17 protein-coding genes and 1 tRNA gene are annotated in these 17,924 nt (G+C 66.2%); 13 read left to right on the top strand and 5 right to left on the bottom strand.

Annotated features, from left to right (window positions below; genetic code table 11):
* The first annotated feature begins 20 nt into the window (after positions 1-20).
* Positions 21-1,346 carry a hypothetical protein gene (locus BN973_RS06200; protein ID WP_232232031.1) on the top strand — a complete coding sequence of 442 codons (1,326 nt, stop codon included), beginning with the start codon at positions 21-23 and terminating at the stop codon, positions 1,344-1,346.
* Positions 1,347-1,602: 256 nt separating this feature from the next.
* Positions 1,603-3,588, top strand: coding sequence for a molybdopterin-containing oxidoreductase family protein (locus BN973_RS06195; RefSeq protein WP_036466619.1), 1,986 nt, complete (start codon positions 1,603-1,605; stop codon positions 3,586-3,588).
* A 6-nt stretch (positions 3,589-3,594) separates the two neighbouring features.
* On the opposite strand, the gene BN973_RS06190 is transcribed toward BN973_RS06195, so the two are convergent.
* Complete coding sequence (locus BN973_RS06190; protein WP_232232030.1) at positions 3,595-4,455, bottom strand: FkbM family methyltransferase; 861 nt, start codon at positions 4,453-4,455, stop codon at positions 3,595-3,597.
* A gap of 460 nt (positions 4,456-4,915) precedes the next feature.
* Here BN973_RS06190 and BN973_RS06185 point away from each other — a divergent pair, with 460 nt between their 5' ends.
* The 4 genes from BN973_RS06185 to BN973_RS06170 all read left to right on the top strand — a co-directional run bounded on the left by BN973_RS06185 (position 4,916) and on the right by BN973_RS06170 (position 8,325).
* Positions 4,916-5,503, top strand: a complete 588-nt coding sequence (locus tag BN973_RS06185) for a TetR/AcrR family transcriptional regulator (protein ID WP_036466618.1) — start codon at positions 4,916-4,918, stop codon at positions 5,501-5,503.
* 83 nt (positions 5,504-5,586) lie between these two features.
* Positions 5,587-6,324 (top strand): cysteine hydrolase family protein, encoded by a 738-nt coding sequence (locus BN973_RS06180; RefSeq protein ID WP_036466617.1) that lies wholly within the window; start codon positions 5,587-5,589, stop codon positions 6,322-6,324.
* A 97-nt stretch (positions 6,325-6,421) separates the two neighbouring features.
* The gene (locus BN973_RS06175) at positions 6,422-7,300 is read left to right on the top strand and encodes a hypothetical protein (RefSeq protein ID WP_036466616.1); all 879 of its coding nucleotides are present in this window, start codon (positions 6,422-6,424) and stop codon (positions 7,298-7,300) included.
* Positions 7,297-8,325: a zinc-binding dehydrogenase gene (locus BN973_RS06170; protein ID WP_036466615.1), complete on the top strand. Its 1,029-nt coding sequence runs from the start codon at positions 7,297-7,299 to the stop codon at positions 8,323-8,325. The genes BN973_RS06175 and BN973_RS06170 overlap by 4 nt, the downstream gene beginning before the upstream one ends.
* An 11-nt stretch (positions 8,326-8,336) precedes the next feature.
* Here BN973_RS06170 and BN973_RS06165 read toward each other — a convergent pair.
* Positions 8,337-8,422: transfer RNA gene (locus tag BN973_RS06165), tRNA-Tyr, on the bottom strand.
* A 69-nt stretch (positions 8,423-8,491) separates the two neighbouring features.
* On the opposite strand from BN973_RS06165, the gene BN973_RS06160 reads away from it, so the two are divergent.
* The 3 genes from BN973_RS06160 to BN973_RS06150 all read left to right on the top strand — a co-directional run bounded on the left by BN973_RS06160 (position 8,492) and on the right by BN973_RS06150 (position 11,755).
* Positions 8,492-8,983 carry a YajQ family cyclic di-GMP-binding protein gene (locus BN973_RS06160; RefSeq protein ID WP_036466614.1) on the top strand — a complete coding sequence of 164 codons (492 nt, stop codon included), beginning with the start codon at positions 8,492-8,494 and terminating at the stop codon, positions 8,981-8,983.
* A gap of 169 nt (positions 8,984-9,152) precedes the next feature.
* Entirely contained in the window at positions 9,153-10,688 is a 1,536-nt protein-coding gene (locus BN973_RS06155; RefSeq protein ID WP_036466613.1) for a flavin-containing monooxygenase, read from the top strand.
* Between the two features lie 41 nt (positions 10,689-10,729).
* Positions 10,730-11,755 carry an NAD(P)H-dependent glycerol-3-phosphate dehydrogenase gene (locus BN973_RS06150; RefSeq protein ID WP_036466612.1) on the top strand — a complete coding sequence of 342 codons (1,026 nt, stop codon included), beginning with the start codon at positions 10,730-10,732 and terminating at the stop codon, positions 11,753-11,755.
* 107 nt (positions 11,756-11,862) lie between these two features.
* Here BN973_RS06150 and htpX read toward each other — a convergent pair whose 3' ends face one another.
* Both htpX and grcC1 read right to left on the bottom strand, forming a co-directional pair.
* Positions 11,863-12,723, bottom strand: coding sequence for a zinc metalloprotease HtpX (gene htpX, locus BN973_RS06145; RefSeq protein ID WP_036466611.1), 861 nt, complete (start codon positions 12,721-12,723; stop codon positions 11,863-11,865).
* Positions 12,724-12,810: 87 nt separating this feature from the next.
* Positions 12,811-13,818 (bottom strand): nonaprenyl/(2E,6E)-farnesyl/geranylgeranyl diphosphat synthase, encoded by a 1,008-nt coding sequence (gene grcC1, locus BN973_RS06140; RefSeq protein ID WP_036466610.1) that lies wholly within the window; start codon positions 13,816-13,818, stop codon positions 12,811-12,813.
* Between the two features lie 51 nt (positions 13,819-13,869).
* On the opposite strand from grcC1, the gene menJ reads away from it, so the two are divergent.
* The 3 genes from menJ to BN973_RS06125 all read left to right on the top strand — a co-directional run bounded on the left by menJ (position 13,870) and on the right by BN973_RS06125 (position 16,317).
* Entirely contained in the window at positions 13,870-15,099 is a 1,230-nt protein-coding gene (gene menJ / locus BN973_RS06135) for a menaquinone reductase (protein ID WP_036466608.1), read from the top strand.
* Positions 15,100-15,183: 84 nt separating this feature from the next.
* Positions 15,184-15,861, top strand: coding sequence for a class I SAM-dependent methyltransferase (locus tag BN973_RS06130; protein WP_036466607.1), 678 nt, complete (start codon positions 15,184-15,186; stop codon positions 15,859-15,861).
* Between the two features lie 42 nt (positions 15,862-15,903).
* Complete coding sequence (locus BN973_RS06125; protein WP_036466606.1) at positions 15,904-16,317, top strand: DUF732 domain-containing protein; 414 nt, start codon at positions 15,904-15,906, stop codon at positions 16,315-16,317.
* Positions 16,318-16,327: 10 nt separating this feature from the next.
* On the opposite strand, the gene BN973_RS06120 is transcribed toward BN973_RS06125, so the two are convergent.
* Positions 16,328-17,020: a demethylmenaquinone methyltransferase gene (locus BN973_RS06120; protein WP_036472093.1), complete on the bottom strand. Its 693-nt coding sequence runs from the start codon at positions 17,018-17,020 to the stop codon at positions 16,328-16,330.
* A 71-nt stretch (positions 17,021-17,091) separates the two neighbouring features.
* On the opposite strand from BN973_RS06120, the gene BN973_RS06115 reads away from it, so the two are divergent.
* A complete protein-coding gene (locus BN973_RS06115; RefSeq protein ID WP_036466605.1) occupies positions 17,092-17,916 on the top strand; it encodes an SDR family oxidoreductase in 825 nt (274 codons plus the stop codon).
* Positions 17,917-17,924: the final 8 nt, after the last annotated feature.

The following is a 17,924-nucleotide window of genomic DNA, read 5'->3' as shown; positions in this document are numbered from 1 at the left end:
AAGTTAACGGGGGTTTGTTGATGCGCGGGTTCACGGGCTTAAACGTGCCCGGACACCGGCTTGCCCTGCTCGGGCCGGCGATCTGCCTGCTCGTTGCCTCCTGCTCGGAAACGGCAGCGCCGCCCGCCGCAACCCCGACGACCACGACTTCAACGTCCACGACCACCACCAGTTCGGCTCCGCCACCGCCGCCGATCACCGGCCCGCTGGAGAAGGACTGGAAAAGCTACGGCGGGACGGCCTATTTCGGTTGTCCCGAGGAATTCGCCGTCAGCAAGACCGCGCTGGACGACATTCGCCCCAAAATATTCGATCCGAAATCAGGACAGTACGTAGCGCCGTCACCGCCGACGATTCCCGCCGGGGAGAACGTCACCGGAGCCATGTGCGCGCTGTCGGGCACGCCCGACGACATGAAAGTCGTCTACGTCGTCACGACCGTCAAACCCGGGCAAGCGCCCACCAAGACCACCGCCTACGCGTTCGACTTCAAGACGGGCAAGTCGACGGCGACGAAGGAACTGCAGCCGCCGACTCCCGACCTGAGATTGACCGAGCCGACGCGATGGCGGCTTGGTGCAACGACATCGGGCGCCGCGTGGCTCAACGCCTTCACCGACGGCCATGCGAGCGCGGCACCGCCGCAAACCGTCATTCTCTCCGGCGCTGACCTGTCGATGGCGTGGAACGACCCGCAACCCGGTCGAGTCTGGCCGGATGTCCTGTCGTTTCAGCGAAACACGCAGCCCGGCAAGACCTCTGGCGCGGAGCTGCGCCGCCCGTCGGGCGAGGCGATCTACCAGGACAACGAGGTAGTGACCGTCGACGCCGAATTGTCCGACGGGCCAGACAAATTGGTGAAGATCACCCGGCGCGACTCCCCCGCCGTCGTGTCGACCATGTTCTTCGACCTGAATTCCAAGTCCGTCATCAAGGTCGGCGACTCCGACCGGATCTCCGGCGGCGGGTTGGCCGCGACGTTGTCGGACGGAAAGCTCTTCGTCGACGGCCGGGACTCGGCCGACTCGCAGTTCGGCTTCGGAGTGTGGAACCTGCGCACCCAGCACTGGGACCTGCTGAAGAATCGTGACGACGCCAAGAATATGCCGATCGCCAAAATGGCATTCTTCGGCGACCACCTCTACATCACGAACATCGGCGGAACATACTCGGTGCTCGCGCTGCCGGCCCCCGATCCGGTCGCGACGAATTGGTCCATCCGGCCCTTCGAACGGCTATCGGGTTGGACGCTGGTCTGTCGCGGTGAGACCACCGCCGGCGGCGAGTGCAAGGAAATCGTCATGGTGCAAGACCAGGACGGCCACTATCCGGGCCCCTGGTTCTAGCTCTCCGGCCGGAAGTGTGCGTTCGGGCGCCGTTGCGTGTGCGCCCCTGGCGTCGCGTGTGCGCCCCTGGCGTCGCGTGTGCGCCCCTGGCGTTGCGTGTGCGCCCAGGGCGGCGACACGCCGACCGAGGTCAGCGCTGACGCACAGTCAAAGCCATGAACGCACACCAACCGGCGCCTGCCCGCAGGTACCAGGGAAACGCCATTATCAAAAAGGTGATAGTGCTTCTCCGAGCGCGAGAGTACGTTATCGACATATGAAAACCGTGCGCAGTTTTTGCCGCATCTGCACGTCGGTATGCGGCATTCTGGTCGACGTCGAGGGTGACGAAGTGCTCCGCGTTCGCGGCGACCAGGACCACCCGTTTTCCCACGGTTACTGCTGCCCGAAGGGCCGGGCACTGCCGCAGTTGCACCATCATCCGGACCGGCTGGAACGGCCGCTGATCCGGATCGACGGCCGGCTGCAAGACACCACCTGGGACATCTGTCTCGACGATCTGGGCACCCGGCTGAAGGACATCATCGACCGGCACGGCCCGGAATCGGTCGGCTTCTACTTCAGCACCATGGAAAGCGCCGGCTTCCGGATGGCCGAGGCCTTACACGCCGCGATCGGCACACCGGCGAAGTTCAGCCCGCTGACCATCGACGGCACCGCCAAGCCTCTGGTCTCCGATCTGGTCGGCGGATTCATGGGGCTGTCCGGCCGCACCGATTTGGACGGTTGCGATTTTCTGCTGCTCGTCGGCGTCAATCCGGTGGTCTCCCATGGCCATGCGATCTCGATGCCCAACCCGACCGGCACGGTGCGCGACATCGCCAAGCGCGGGCAGGTGTGGGTGATCGATCCGCGCCGCACCGAAACCGCGCGGCTGGCCACCGGCCATCTGGCGGCGCGGCCCAGTACCGATCACGCTGTGCTGGGCTACCTGGTGCGCGAAATCCTGCACGACGGCCGGAAAACCGATGTGCCGGTTCAGGGTGTCGACGAGCTGACCGCCGCGGTTGAGCCGTTCACCCTCGAGTACACCGCGGCGCTCGCCGACGTCCCGGCGACGGAGCTGACCCGGCTATGCGCGGCGGTGCGGGTTGCCAAGTGCGTCGCGGTCGAAACCGGCACCGGCGTCACGATGACGGCCGAGCGGGGCAACGTCACCCAGTGGCTGGCGTGGGTGCTGATGATTCTGACCGGCGCGATGAACCGGCCCGGCGGCACCTGGTTCCATCCCGGATTCGCCTACCAGATGGAAACTTTCGGCGAGTTCCTGCCGATCACCCCGATCGAGGGAAGCTTCGGGCCCGGCCCGCGCAGCCGCCCGGAGGCGCAGGCGTTCATCAACGAATGGCCGTGCGCGGTGCTGCCCGACGAGATCGCCGCCGGCCACATCCGCGCGCTGATCAACGTCGGCGGCAGCCTGGTCACCTCGTTTCCCGAAACCGGCAAGCTGATCCCCGCGCTGCAAAACCTCGAGGTCTTCGCCACCACCGAGATCATCAACAACGAGACCACCGAGCTGGCCACCCACGTACTGCCGACCAAGGATCCCCTGGAACGCCCCGACATCACCATTCACGACATCCTGAGCTCGCACGTGTCGGTGCAATACAGTTCCGCGGTCGTCGACCCGGTCGGTGAGCGGCGCTCGATGTGGTGGGTCTTCGCCGAACTCGGCAAGCGGCTCGGCTACGACCTCGGCAGTCTCGGAGACCCGGACAGCAGCACCGACGACGACGTGCTCTCCGTCCTGCTGGCCGGGGCCCGGGCCAAGTACGACGAAGTGGCGGCCACCGGCTGGGCGGAGGTGCCGCGTGAGCTGCCGGCGGCCTGGGTCGACGACCACATCGGGCGGATGGGTGGCTGGCGGCTGGCCCCGCCGCTTCTCGTCGAGCAGCTCGCCGCTCTGCAACCGCCCCCACCACTGGTGATGGTGCCACGCCGTCAGCGCCGAAAACTGAACGGGCAGTTGGACTTTCTCGGCGAGGGACCGGAGATCCTGATCAGCCCCGAGGACGGCGCGGCCGCGGGCGTCGTCAGCGGGGGGCGGGTGACGGTGCGCAGCGCCAGCGGAGAGCTGACCGGCATCGCGAAGGTCGACGAGGCGATGCGGCCCGGAGCGGTGTCGATCCCGCACGGGCACCACCAGGCCAACGTCAATCGCCTGACCAACAAGGACGACATCGACGTGGTGACCGGCATGGTCCGCTATTCCGGCATCGCCGTCAGCCTGCATCCGGCCTGAGCGGAATCAACCGGCCGCCAATAGATCCAGATAGCGTTGCCGGGTCCCGGCCGGCACCGCTTTCCGGTGCTCCAGCAGCAGCACACAGCGCAGCGCCAGATCGAACGACCGATAGCAATAGTGCGCGATCAGCGCCAGGTGCTTGAGTTGCTCGTGGCTCATCCGCTCGGCGTGGATGAAGTCACGCACGTAGACGATGTCGGCCTCCAGCAGCTGGTTGATGGGCTGGCGCGGATCCACGCACGGCGAAATCGGCCAGAGCTTGATTTCGGGGAAGCCGTGCGGGATGAACCCCTGGCCGCGGAGCTCGGAGTCGATATCGCCGAGCGTCGGCTGATCCTTATACAGCGTCACAAACGGGATCTCGGTTTGGATCGCGACCGCCTCGGCGAGTTTGGCTGTCCCGCTTCTAAATACCGCCAGTTCGCCACCTTGGACGTCGATCTTCAGAAAGTCGATGTGCTCAATCTCGGAAATGTCATCGAGCTTGTGTGCTCGCACGGGTACGCGTTCGACCACCTGCCCCGGCAGCTTGAGGTACTCGAACACGTCCAGCGCCGCCGGGTCCAGTTCCAGCAGGCTCGTCATCCCGGATCCGCGACAGACGTTGAGCGTGTGGGTATTTCCATCGCCTACGGCGTACGGCAGATAGCGTTCGTGCTGACCCTCACGGTCGTGCAGCGTGCGCAGCGCATCGGCCTGCGGCTCGAATCCCGTCACACTGCACAGTCCCGCGGCAAGCATCGGCGTGTACGGCGGCACGGTATCTATCGGATTGGCACCAACGTCGACGACCTCGGTAATGCGCTGCGGGACAACAAGGTTCCAGAAATTGCTGATGCCATCGGGAACGTCGGCCACAACCACGAAGTCAAGTATTCGGCATTTGCCACCCGCCGTCCAGGACGAGACGAACACCGAAATCCCCGGCGGCCTTTCGCCGCGCTATGTATCAAATATGTTGCGATTGAGCTGCGATCGTGTCGCCTAGCGTATACGGTTGTAAAACTCTTGGCGCGGTGGAGCATTGCGGCAATGACGCTGCTGTAACTTCGGTTGAAGTCGCCCACCGTTGGACGATTCCCCCCGCTCCGCTGGATGGAGGACGCCAATGTACAAACGTGAAACCGAACAATGCCGCAAGTGCCAGGGACAAGCTGACGCGCTGGTCTGGTATCAGTACTCCTCGCGGGGGAACACGGTCGGACGGATCATCTACCGGATGCGCTGCCGCAGTGGTTGCACGGGTCTGGTGGTTACCGGGCCCGGTGCGCGCAGCTAATCCGGTCGCCCAAAGATAGGTGACCGGTCGGCTAATATTGCCGACATGCCACGGCCACCGAACCCCGACGTGCGCCGCCGCCTGCTGGAGGCGGGACTCGAACTCGTGCATGCGCGCGGCTTTGCCGCCAGCGGGGTCAAGGACATCACCGATGCGGCCGGCGTTCCGAAAGGCTCTTTCTACGCCTACTTTCCGAGCAAAGAGGCATTCGCCGCCGCAATCCTGGACCATTACTGGTCCGACATCGAAACGCGGCTACTGCCCCTCCTGGACGGGGGTGGATTGGCACGGCGCCGCATTACGCGGTTCTTCCATGCGCTTGCCGACGAGCACGAATCGGGTGAGTTCCTGCTCGGCTGCCTGGTCGGCAACCTGTCGCTCGAGCTTGCCGGTGGTAGCGAACCGGTACGCGCCGAACTGGCCCGCATTCTTGCACGCTGGGACACTGCCCTGACGGCGTGCGTGCGCTCCGGCCAGGGTGGCGGCGACATCCGCGCGGACCTCGATGCGGGCGAACTCGCCTCCCTGCTCATCGAATCGTGGGAGGGCGCGGCCCTGCGCGGGAAGGTGACCCGCAGCCGCGCCCCGTATGAACGATTCGAAACGATCACCGTGCCGGCGCTGCTGGGCTGATTTCGTCCCGCAATCCGGATGTGCTTGATTTATAGACGACTGGTCATCTATTATCCGGGTACCCCCAGCGTAAGGACCCCTCGATGACAGATCTGACCATGTATGCCGAACCGCCGAACCCCGGGTTGCCGAGCTCCAACTTCGTGCTCGATCATCGACACGCCGCACTGGTCGTCACCGATCCACAGATCGATTTCCTTAGCCCCCAAGGGGTTTCGTGGTCGGTGTTCGGCGACAGCGTCCGCGACAACAACACCGTCGCGCACATCGGCGAACTGCTCGACGCCGCGAAGCTGGCGGGCATCACCGTCGCGATATCGCCGCACCACTTCTATCCGACCGACAGCCAGTGGCGCTTCGGTGATCCGCTCGAACAGTTCATGGCGGGCGTCGGCATGTTCGAACGCCAGGGCGCGTACACGACCGACGGGTTCGCGGGCTCCGGAGCGGATTTCCTGCCCGAATACCAGCACCACATTCACGACGGTCAGACCGTGATCGCGTCTCCGCACAAGATCGTCGGGCCCGAGTCCAATGACCTCGTGCTGCAGTTGCGCAAGCGCGGCATCAACCAGGTCGTCCTGGCCGGGATGGCCGCCAATCTCTGCGTCGAGGGCCACCTGCGCGAACTGATCGAGCAGGGCTTCGAAGTGGTCGTGGTCAAGGACGCCACCGCCGGCCCGCGCCTGCCCGAGGGCGACGGCTATCTGGCCGCCTTGGTGAACTTCCGATTCCTCGCCAGCGCCATCTGGACCACGGCCGACGCAGTCGATCAACTCAAGAGAGCCGTTGGCGCAGAGGCTCTTTCGCGTCAGCTTTAGGCCAGACTCATTTCCGGGGTGCTTCAGGAGGAAAGTCTTACGCGAGGCATCGGTCGAATGTGCTGCGCGCGGCCGAAGCGCATTCATACAATGCGGGATGGCCGTCGGCATGATCCCGGACTTCGTGCTGGATGAGAAGTGTGTGTCCCAACAGCATCCGTGGAGTGTGTTCGATGCCGCCACGGCCAACGGCCAACTCGCGGGCGTCCTCGCGGGCTTCATGCTGATCTCGATCACGACGCTGCTCACCGTCTGGCGCGAAGATCTCGAGACCGCCGAAAGCGCGGTCGTGTATTTGGGATTGGGAGTCATCGTGCTGGGGCTCGATGCCTACCTTTTCGGTGCCGTGGCGGCGATCAGACCGGTGCAGAACTCGCATGATTTTCAACAGGTTTGCGCGAAGGCGTGGGTCGAGTACATGCCCGGCGTGGGGCTGATGGGGGTGGGCGCGGCGCTGCTGCTGGCCGGCCTCGCCTGGATAATCGCCCGGCATGACTGGGCCGGCCACAACACGAGGTTCACCGTTCGGGTAACGCTGGCCGCCCTCTTCGTCATCATCGGGCCGCTGGCGCTGCTCGCCTGGCATTCGATCAATTTCATCGACGAGATGCATGGCGAACTTGCCGAAGTAGACACCGCCACACAGGATTTCGGCGCAGCAGTGGTCTGGATCTTCTTCGCCGCGTGCATTGTGACCGTGCTCTGGGTGCTCATCAACATAGCCCGTGGCGGTCAGAGCCCCGTCACCTCGCAGTGGGCGCGAATCGTGATCTCGGCGGGTGTCGCGATCTATCTGGCCGAGGCTCTCGGGTTCACCGTCCTCTATCCGTGGCTGCAGTCCGCGCCCCCGATTTTCTTCTTCGGCGCCGGAATATTCTTGTGCATCGTCGGGCCGTCGATCATCTTCGTGTCGGTCGCACTCGCGATGCCCGGTCGGCGCTCCGCGGCCTCCGCGGGTGCTGAGGAGAGAACGTGAAAGCTTGGCAGGTTCACGGAACGGGTGAGCCCACCGATGTCTTACGCCAGGTGGATTGCGATCCGCCGGACCCGGGCCCCGAGCAAGTGAGGATCCGCGTCGCGGCGGCCGGGCTCGGACTGCCCGATGTGCTGATGTGCCGCGGCACCTATCCGCTGACGCCCCCGCTGCCCTTCACGCCGGGGCAGGAGCTGGTCGGTACCGTCACCGCGGTCGGACCCGGCGTCGACATCGCGATCGGCACCCGCGTGCTGGGTGTCAGTGACTTCGTCAGCGGCAATGGATCCTTCGCCACCGAGGCCCTTGCGCACGCCGGCAACGTTTTCCCGGCACCTGCCGCCATGGACGACGACGCCGCGGCCGGCTTCTGGATTCCCAACATGACCGCGTGGATCGGGCTGGTCGATCGCGGCGGACTCAAGGCGGGACAACGCCTGGCGGTGCTCGGCGCCGCGGGCGGCAGCGGAATCGCGGCGGTTCAACTCGGCAAGGCGCTGGGCGCGCAGGTGCTTGCCGTCGTCAGCGACGAGAGGAGGGCCGGATTCTGCCGGTCGCTGGGCGCCGACCACGTCGTCCTCGCCAATGGCGAAACCGCCGCTGACGGAACACCACTCGCGCACGCGCTGCGAGAAGCGACCGACTGGGCCGGTCTCGACGTGATCTTCGACCCGGTCGGCGGCGCGCAGGGCACCGCGGCCATGGGCGCCCTGGCCCGCGACGGCCGGCATCTGGCCGTCGGTTTCGCCAGTGGCACCTGGCCAACCCCCGACGTGCCCATGATGGTCATGACGAATACCACGCTGGTCGGTGTGCTCGCGGCCGGCTACAGCCGGGCGCATCTGGAGGGGATCCTGCGCGGCCTCTCGGAACTCGTCGGCACCGGCGCCATCCGGCACGCCGTGGGTGAAAGGGTGTCGTTCAACGACATCCCCGACGCGCTCACCCGGCTGGGCGGACGAAAAGTCCTCGGCAAGATCGTCGCCGAAATCGACGGCACCAAACCCGTTGCCAGCAACCGAAAATAGCCTCTGAGCTGTGGTGGCAGGTACTGGATTCGAACCAGTGTAGGCGTAAGCCGACGGATTTACAGTCCGCTCCCATTGGCCGCTCGGGCAACCTGCCGCCTAGCAGGGTACAACGAGCGGGTAGACAATTCACAAACGGCTAGGAGCAACGAGGAAGGGCGTTCGCATGGCGGACTCATCGTTCGACATCGTCAGCAAGTTCGATCGGCAAGAGGTCGACAACGCGCTTAACCAGGCCGCCAAGGAGTTGGCCACCCGCTTCGACTTCCGCGGCACCGACACCACGATCGCGTGGAAGGGCGACGAGGCCGTCGAGCTGACCTCCTCCACCGAGGAGCGCATCAAGGCTGCCATCGACGTGTTCAAGGAAAAGCTGATCCGCCGCGACATCTCGATGAAGGCTTTCGACGCCGGCGAGCCGCAAGCCTCCGGCAAGACCTTCAAGGTCACCGGCACCCTCAAGCAGGGCATCGACAGCGAAAATGCCAAGAAGATCACCAAGCTGATCCGCGACGACGGGCCCAAGGGCGTCAAGACCCAGATCCAGGGCGACGAGATCCGGGTCAGCAGCAAGAAGCGCGATGATTTGCAGGCGGTCCAAGCGCTGCTGCGCGGCGCCGACCTCGACGTGGCGCTGCAGTTCGTCAACTACCGCTGACGCGCCTAGCCGGGGCACCTCCCGCTCGCGAGCGGTTCGCGGGGAGGTTGCGCTGCACGTGGACGTGCTGATGGAACACCCGTAACACGCGCGGGTCAGGCCTGCTGGCTCCACCAACCGGTCGGTGCCTAATCTAGTGACGAGTCCCACACCGCAAGCGAGGTTCACGATGACCGTGACTCCCCAGGAAGCCACCGGCCGGCCGCCGGCCAAGGCCGGCTACTTCGACGTCGTCATCATCGGTGCCGGGATCTCCGGCATCGGCGCGGCCTACCGGATCGCCGAGCGCAACCCGCATATGACGTACGCGATTCTGGAGCGCCGCGAGCAGATCGGCGGCACCTGGGACCTGTTCCGATATCCGGGGGTGCGCTCGGACAGCAGCATCTTCACGCTGTCGTATCCCTTCGAGCCCTGGACCCGCAAAGAGGGCGTCGCCGACGGCGAGCACATCCGCGAGTACCTGGCGGCCACCGCGCACAAGTACGGCATCGATCGCCACATTCAATTCAGCAGCTATGTCCGCTCCGCGGACTGGGATTCGTCCACCGACACCTGGACGATCACCGTCGACCAAGGCGACTCCACCACGATCTACCGCAGCCGGTTCGTGTTCTTCGCCTCCGGTTACTACAACTACGACGAGGGCTACACCCCGGAGTTCCCCGACATCGAGCGGTTCGGCGGCACCGTCGTCCATCCCCAGCACTGGCCCGAAGACCTCGACTACACCGGCAAGAAGATCGTGGTGATCGGCAGCGGCGCCACCGCGGTCACCCTGCTCCCCTCGCTGGCGGACCAGGCCGCGAAGGTGACGATGCTGCAGCGCTCGCCGACGTATCTGGTCTCGGCGTCCAAGTACCGAAAAATCGACGATGTCATTCGTGCCCTGTTGCCCCGCAAGACTTCTCATTTGGCCATCCGGACGTACACCGCCCTGACTGAGGCCGTGTTCTTCTTCTTGTCCCGTAAGTTGCCCGGCTTGATCAAGTCACTGCTGCGGCGCCAGGCGATCGACAGCCTGCCCGACGGGTACGAGGTCGACGTCCACTTCAAACCCCGATACAACCCGTGGGACCAGCGGATGTGCATGATCCCCGACGCCGACTTGTACAACTCGATCTCCGAGGGCCGCGCCGACGTGGTCACCGATCAGATCGACCATTTCGACGCCACCGGTATCGCGCTGAAGTCCGGTGCGCACCTCGACGCCGACATCATCGTCACCGCCACCGGCCTGCAGCTGCAGGCGCTGGGCGGGGCCTCGATCAGCCTGGACGGTGAAAAGGTCGACCACCGTGAGCGTTTCGTCTACAAAGCCCACATGCTCGAAGACGTGCCCAACCTGTTCTGGTGCGTGGGGTACACCAACGCGTCGTGGACGCTGCGGGCCGACATCACGGCGCGTGCCACCGCAAAACTCATGGCGCACATGGCTTCTCACGGCTATACGCACGCCTACCCGCACCTGGGCGACCAGCCGATGCGCGAGAAGCCATCGTGGGACATCAACGCCGGATACGTGAAGCGCTCGGCGCATCAGCTACCCAAGTCGGGCACCAAGCGGCCGTGGAACGTGCGGCAGAACTACCTCGCTGACGCCCTCGATTACCGGTTCGACCGGATCGAGGAGGCGATGGAGTTCGGTCGGGTGCCCGACCGGGCGCCGGTGGCGGCCAGACCGGAACGTCGCGCCACAACATGAACTCCTACTAAATGTGAGGTTTCGGCAATACGCTAGACGCCATGTCAGCTGAGAAGCGCGAACCCAAAGTCGTTGTCCTTGGTGGTGGTTCCTGGGGAACCACGGTGGCGTCCATCTGCGCACGCCGAGGTCCGACGCTGCAGTGGGTGCGCTCGGAAGAGACCGCCAACGACATCAACGAGCACCATCGCAATACGCGCTACCTGGGCAACGACGTGGTCCTCAGCGAGACGTTGCGAGCCACCAACGATTTCGCCGAGGCCGCCAACTGCGCCGACGTCGTGATCATGGGTGTGCCCTCGCACGGGTTCCGCGGTGTGCTCACCGAACTCGGGAAGGAACTGCGGCCCTGGGTTCCCGTGGTGTCCTTGGTCAAGGGGCTCGAGCAGGGCACCAATATGCGGATGTCGCAGATCATCGAGGAGGTGCTGCCGGGCCACCCGGCGGGCATCCTGGCCGGGCCGAACATTGCGCGCGAGGTGGGCGAGGGCTATGCCGCCGCGGCCGTGTTGGCGATGCCCGACCAGCATCTGGCGACCCGGCTGGCGGCGTTGTTCCGCACCCGGCGCTTCCGCGTGTACACCAGCGACGACGTCGTCGGCGTGGAGATGGCCGGTGCGCTGAAGAACGTCTACGCCATTGCCGTCGGGATGGGCTACTCGCTGGGCATCGGCGAGAACACCCGCGCACTCGTCATCGCGCGGGCACTGCGCGAGATGACCAAGCTGGGCGTGGCACTGGGCGGAGACCCGGACACCTTTCCCGGGCTGGCCGGCCTGGGCGACCTGATCGTCACCTGTACCAGCCAGCGCAGCCGCAACCGCCACGTCGGTGAACAGCTCGGCGCGGGCAAGCCGATCGACGAGATCATCGCGTCGATGAACCAGGTCGCCGAGGGCGTGAAGGCCGCCAGCGTGATCATGGAGTTCGCCAACGAATTCGGGCTGAGCATGCCGATCGCGCGCGAAGTCGACGGCGTGATCAACCACGGCTCGACGGTCGAGCAGGCCTACAGCGGCCTGATCGCCGAGGTGCCGGGACACGAGGTGCACGGCTCCGGCTTCTAGTCGATTCCGAAAAGGCCTAAACCGCTCGGCAATTCACGGCCGCTGAGCTTTTGCACGCAGCACCCGAGCACGCATGGTCCGGACAGCTCCGGCGGCAAGCGACAGCCTCAGCCGCGCGCCATAGCTTCCAGCCGGCGGATGCGGTCTTCGATCGGCGGGTGCGTCGAGAACATCGAGCCGATGCGCTCGCCGGCACGGAACGGGTTGGCGATCATCAGGTGGGCCTGGCTGGCCAGCTGCGGCTCGGGCGGCAGCGGAGCCGCCTGTACCCCGCCGGAAATCTTGCGCAGGGCCGATGCCAAGGCCAGCGGGTCGCCGGTCAACACCGCGCCCGACTCGTCGGCCTGGTATTCCCGGGATCGTGACACGGCCAGCTTGACCACCGTGGCCGCGATCGGGCCCAGCAGCGAAACCAGCAGCAGCGCAAACGGATTCTCGCCGTCGCGGTTGCCGCCGAACAGGCCGGCCCACATGGCCATGTTGGCCAGGGCGGTGATGACGCCCGCCATCGCGCCCGCCACACAGGAGATCAGGATGTCGCGGTTGTAGACGTGCGAGAGCTCGTGGCCCAGCACCGCGCGCAGCTCGCGCTCGTTGAGGATGTCGAGAATGCCGGTGGTGCAACAGACCGCGGCATTGCGCGGGTTGCGTCCGGTGGCGAAGGCGTTGGGGGCGTTGGTATCGCTGATGTACAGCCGGGGCATCGGCTGGTGTGCGGCGGTGGCCAGCTCGCGCACGATCCGATAGATCACCGGCGCCTGAAGTTCGGAAACCGGCTGCGCGTGCATCGCGCGCAACGCCAGTTTGTCGCTGTTGTAGTAGGTGTAGACGTTCATGCCGATGGCGAACATCAACGCCAGAAACATCGCCGTCCTACCGAACAGCGAGCCCACAAACACGATCATCGCGGACATACCGGCCAACAGCAGGAAGGTCTTCAGCTTGTTGGCGTGCGGATGCCAGGTCATCGGTTGTCCTCCTCCAAAGGACGTGAGTTCATTGCTTGACTGTTGTCAATTGAACGCCCGGGACGACCGTCCGGGTTCCGCAACCCGCTAACCGTGCCGGCTGATGGTGTAGTCAACCAACGTCTCCAGCGCGCGACGGCCGGCAACATCGGGCAAAAGACCCAGCTCATGATGGGCTTTGGCGGCGTACTGCGCCAGAAACTCCTTGGCCTGGGCCATGCCCGGCGACGCCCGCAACAGCCCCAGCGCCTCGGCCACCGCGGCGTCGTCCTCGACCGGACCGGCCAGCAGCTCGCGCAGGCGATCGCCGTCGGGGCCTGGTTGTCGCAGCGCGAAGACCATCGGCAAGGTGTGCACGCCCTCGCGGATGTCGGTCCCGGGCAGCTTGCCCGACTCGTGCGAGTCGCTGTCGATGTCGATGATGTCGTCGGAGATCTGGAACGCGGTGCCCACGATGCCGCCGAGCCGGCTCAGCCGGGCGACCTGATCGTCGTCGGCCCCGGAGAACATCGCACCGAACTGGCCGGCCGCGGAGATCAGGCAGGCCGTCTTCTCGTACACCACCTTCAGGTAGTGCTCGATCGAATCCGTCCCGTCGGCCACCCCGCGGGTCTCGCGCATCTGCCCGGTCACCAGCTGAGCGAACGTCTCGGCGATCAGCCGCACCGCGTCCGGCCCCAGCCTCGACACCAGCCGCGACGCCGTCGCGAAAAGGTAGTCACCGGCCAGGATCGCGACGTTGTTGCTCCAGCGCACATTGGCGGTCTGGGCACCGCGGCGCACCTCGGCCTCGTCCATCACGTCGTCGTGATACAGCGTGGCCAGGTGCACCAGCTCGATGACCGAGCCGGCGATCGTCACCTCCAGCGCATCCGGGTGCGGCCCGATCTGCGCCGACAGCACCGTGAACAACGGCCGGAACCGCTTGCCACCGGCCTTGAACAGATGCGTCAGCGAATCGGTCATGATCTCGTCGGCGCTGCGCAACTCGACGTCCATGAGCTGCTCGATCTTCGCGACGCCGTCGCGCACCGTCGTGGCGAACTCGGCGTCGCCAAAATCAATGCCTGCCACCACCGTCGCGGGAGTCTTCACCCGACCAGCCCTATTCGCCGGAGTACTCACGCGACCAACATACTGGTGGGCGTGGACGCAAAGGCCCCCGGAGCCGACGTGGTGGTCGTGGGCGCCGGACCCGCCGGTTCGGCGGCGGCCGCCTGGTCCGCTCGCGCCGGCCGCGACGTCCTCGTCGTGGACTCGGCCAGCTTTCCGCGCGACAAGCCCTGCGGCGACGGCCTGACCCCGCGCGCGGTGGCGGAGTGCGAGCGCCTCGGCCTGGGTGACTGGCTGGACACCCGCATCCGGCATCGCGGCCTGCGGATGAGCGGTTTCGGCGGCGAGGTCGAAGTGGACTGGCCGGGCCCGTCGTTCCCGTCGACCGGCAGCGCGGTGACCCGCCTGGAGCTCGACGACCGGATCCGCAAAGTCGCCGAGGAGTCCGGGGCGCGCATGCTGCTCGGCACCAAAGCCGTTGGCGTGCACCATGACTCGTCACGGAGAGTGACATCGCTGATATTGGCCGACGGCACCGAGGTGGGCTGCCGCCGGCTGATCGTCGCCGACGGCGCCCGCTCCACGCTGGGCCGCAAGCTGGGCCGACGCTGGCATCAAGAGACGGTGTACGGCGTCGCGGCCCGCGGGTATCTGGCCACCCCCCGCAGCGAGGACCCTTGGCTGACATCGCATCTCGAGCTCCGCTCCCCCGACGGCGCGGTACTGCCCGGCTATGGCTGGATCTTCCCGTTGGGCAACGGCGAGGTGAATATCGGCGTCGGAGCGCTGTCGACATCGAAGCGGCCGGCCGACCTGTCGCTGCGGCCGCTGATCTCTTACTACACCGACCTGCGCCGCGACGAGTGGGGCTTTACCGGCGAGCCGCGGGCCGTCTCGTCGGCGCTGCTGCCGATGGGCGGCGCGGTCTCCGGGGTGGCCGGGCCGAACTGGATGCTGATCGGCGACGCCGCCGCCTGCGTGAACCCGCTCAACGGCGAGGGCATCGACTACGGGCTGGAGACCGGGCGACTGGCCGCCGAGCTGCTGGATTCGAACGACGTGTCGAAGGTGTGGCCGTCGCTGTTGTCCGACCACTACGGCCGCGGATTCTCGGTCGCGCGCCGGCTGGCGCTGCTGCTGACCTTCCAGCGGTTCCTGCCCGCGACCGGCCCCATCGCGATGCGCTCGACCACACTGATGACCATCGCCGTGCGGGTGATGGCCAACCTGGTCACCGACGACGACGCCGACTGGGTGGCCCGCGCGTGGCGCGGCGGCGGGCGCCTTTCGCGGCTGATCGATCGTCGAACACCGTTCAGCTGAACCAACTTTTCCGCCTCCCGACCCAACGTCCGCACGATATCAACTTCGTTGACATATATCAGCATGCTTGATATATCTGGAGGCATGACTCAGCCAACTGATTTCGAGTTCGAAACGGCCTACCGCGGCGAATCCACCACGTTCGGCCAGGGAGTGCGTCCGCCATGGAGCATCGGCGCCCCTCAACCTGAGCTGGCCGCCCTTATCGAGCAGGGCAAGTTCCACGGCGACATCCTCGACGTGGGTTGCGGCGAGGCGGCGATCTCGATGGCGCTGGCCGAACTGGGCCACAACACGGTGGGTCTGGACCTGTCGCCCACGGCCATCGACCTGGCCCGCCGCGAAGCCGCTCGACGCGGACTGACCAACGCCACCTTCGAGGTCGCCGACATCAGCGCGTTCACCGGATACGACCGACGGTTCGGCACCATCGTCGACAGCACCTTGTTCCACTCCATCCCGGTCGAGGCGCGCGAGGGCTACCAGCAGTCGATCCGTCGTGCCGCCGCTCCCGGCGCCTCCTACTTCGCCCTGGTCTTCGACAAGGCCGCGGTGCCCGGCGGCCCGATCAACGCCGTGACCGCCGACGAACTGCGCGACGCGGTGTCCAAGTACTGGGTCGTCGACGAGATCCGCCCGGCCCGCCTGCACGCCCGGGTGCCCGACGAATCCGTCGGGATGCCCGGGATCGTCGACATTCGCGACGAACCCACCGGGCTGAAGTCGGTCGGCGGCTGGCTGTTGACCGCCCATCTTGGCTGATCGGCCGTGAGCAAGTCGTTATCGCGGTGTATAGTCCGGCTAATGAGGGGTACCAAGCTGCTTGCAAGCGTCGCCGTAGCGGCGGCCGCCGTTTCGCTGAGCGCTTCGCTGAACGCGCCGGCACTGGCCGACCCGACGACGCCGCCGCTGCCGCCTCCGGCTCCGACGCCGCTGCGGACGCCGTCGCCGCCCAGCGACTACGACGCCCCGTTCAAGCAAACCGTCAACGGCTTCGGCATCTATCAGCCGCAGGACCAGCTGGCGTGGCTGGGCAAGATCGCCTGCGATCGGTTGGGTCGGGGTGTGGACCACGACGCGTACCAGTCGGCCAACTTCATCCAGCACAACCTGCCGCGGGGCACCAGCCAGGGTCAGGCGTTCCAGTTCCTCGGTGCGGCCGTCGACCACTACTGCCCGGACCAGGTGGGCGTGGTGCAGGCGGCCGGCCAACACTAAAGAGCGGATCTCAGCGCAGCGGCTTATGCCCCGCGTGTAGGGCCACGATTCCGCCGGTCAGGTTGCGCCACCGCACTCCCGACCATCCGGCTTGCGCCATCTGCTCTGCCAGTGCGGCCTGATCGGGCCAGGCCCTGATCGACTCCGCGAGATACACGTAGGCATCGGGGTTGCTGGACACCGCCCGTGCCACCCGCGGCAGCGCTCGCATCAGGTATTCCTTGTAGACGGTGGCGAACAGCGCGTTGGTGGGCGTGGAGAATTCGCACACCACCAGGCGTCCGCCGGGCCGGGTGACCCGGGCCATCTCCCGCAGTCCCGCCTGCGGGTCGGCGACGTTGCGCAACCCGAAACTGATTGTCACAGCATCGAATACGCCGTCGCCGAACGGCAGCTTGGTGGCGTCGCCGGCGACCTTGGGCACCTTGCGCGCACCCCCGGCCGCGAGCATCCCGACCGAGAAGTCGGCCGCCACACACCAGGCCCCGGACTTGTTCAGCTCCACCGTGGACACCGCGGTGCCCGCGGCCAGGTCGAGCACCTTGTGGCCGGGCCCGATCCGCAGCGCCGAACGGGTGGCCCGCCGCCAATAGCGGTCCTGCCCCAGCGACAGCACGGTGTTGGTCAGGTCATAACGACGGGCGACGCCGTCGAACATCGACGCGACCTCCCGGGGATCCTTGTCCAAGGCCGCACGACTCACGAACAAGACGCTACCCGGACCGGATCCGGCCGCTCGGGAATGGTGCGCCGACGCACGCGTTACACAACGGCGTGAGCGAAAAAGTTTGGTTTATCACCGGTACATCACGTGGATTCGGGCGCGAGTGGACGATCGCCGCGCTTCAGCGGGGCGACAAGGTTGCCGCCACCGCACGCAACACCGCATCGCTGGACGACTTGGTCGCCAAGTACGGCGATGCGCTGCTGCCCATCGCGCTGGACGTCACCGACCGCGACGCGGATTTCGCCGCGGTCAAACAGGCCCACGACCACTTCGGGCGGCTGGACATCGTGGTCAACAACGCCGGATACGGCCAGTTCGGGTTCGTCGAGGAGCTGTCCGAGCAGGACGCGCGCGATCAGATCGAGACGAATGTGTTCGGCGCCCTGTGGGTCACCCAGGCCGCGCTGCCCTACCTGCGCGAGCAGCGCAGCGGCCACATCATCCAGGTGTCGTCGATCGGGGGCATCACCGCGTTTCCCCTCGTGGGCATCTATCACGCGTCGAAGTGGGCGCTGGAAGGCTTTTCACAGGCGCTGGCCCAGGAGGTCGCGCCGTTCGGTGTGCACGTCACGCTGATCGAACCCGGCGGCTTCGACACCGACTGGTCCGGCCCGTCGGCCAAGCACGCCGACCCGCTGCCCGCCTATGCCGAGCTGCGCGCCGCCGTGCAAGAAGAACGCAGCCGGCGCTGGGCCGCTCCCGGCAACCCGAAAGCCTCGGCCGCCGCGCTGCTGAAGGTGGTGGACGCCGAGCAGCCGCCGCTGCGGGTGTTCTTCGGCGCTTCGCCGCTGCAGACGGCAAAGGCCGACTACGAGAACAGGTTACGCACCTGGGAGCAGTGGCAGCCGGTCGCCGAGCTGGCGCAGGGCTAGGGGCGAAA

Origin of the sequence: Mycobacterium triplex (assembly GCF_000689255.1) — a bacterium.
In the GTDB taxonomy this organism is placed as follows: Bacteria; Actinomycetota; Actinomycetes; order Mycobacteriales; family Mycobacteriaceae; genus Mycobacterium; species Mycobacterium triplex.
The sequence above is the reverse complement of the archived record's forward strand: the minus strand, read 5'-3'. Positions and strand labels throughout refer to the sequence as shown.

What these genes read in the sequence shown, in the direction of transcription:
- BN973_RS06130 (WP_036466607.1), top strand. Translation starts at nt 15,184, where the DNA reads ATGACTCAGCCAACTGATTTCGAGTTCGAAACGGCCTACCGCGGCGAA.
- htpX (WP_036466611.1), bottom strand. Translation starts at nt 12,723, where the DNA reads ATGACCTGGCATCCGCACGCCAACAAGCTGAAGACCTTCCTGCTGTTG.
- BN973_RS06150 (WP_036466612.1), top strand. Translation starts at nt 10,730, where the DNA reads ATGTCAGCTGAGAAGCGCGAACCCAAAGTCGTTGTCCTTGGTGGTGGT.
- BN973_RS06180 (WP_036466617.1), top strand. Translation starts at nt 5,587, where the DNA reads ATGACAGATCTGACCATGTATGCCGAACCGCCGAACCCCGGGTTGCCG.
- BN973_RS06155 (WP_036466613.1), top strand. Translation starts at nt 9,153, where the DNA reads ATGACCGTGACTCCCCAGGAAGCCACCGGCCGGCCGCCGGCCAAGGCC.
- BN973_RS06200 (WP_232232031.1), top strand. Translation starts at nt 21, where the DNA reads ATGCGCGGGTTCACGGGCTTAAACGTGCCCGGACACCGGCTTGCCCTG.
- BN973_RS06195 (WP_036466619.1), top strand. Translation starts at nt 1,603, where the DNA reads ATGAAAACCGTGCGCAGTTTTTGCCGCATCTGCACGTCGGTATGCGGC.
- BN973_RS06125 (WP_036466606.1), top strand. Translation starts at nt 15,904, where the DNA reads ATGAGGGGTACCAAGCTGCTTGCAAGCGTCGCCGTAGCGGCGGCCGCC.
- BN973_RS06175 (WP_036466616.1), top strand. Translation starts at nt 6,422, where the DNA reads ATGGCCGTCGGCATGATCCCGGACTTCGTGCTGGATGAGAAGTGTGTG.
- BN973_RS06185 (WP_036466618.1), top strand. Translation starts at nt 4,916, where the DNA reads ATGCCACGGCCACCGAACCCCGACGTGCGCCGCCGCCTGCTGGAGGCG.
- BN973_RS06160 (WP_036466614.1), top strand. Translation starts at nt 8,492, where the DNA reads ATGGCGGACTCATCGTTCGACATCGTCAGCAAGTTCGATCGGCAAGAG.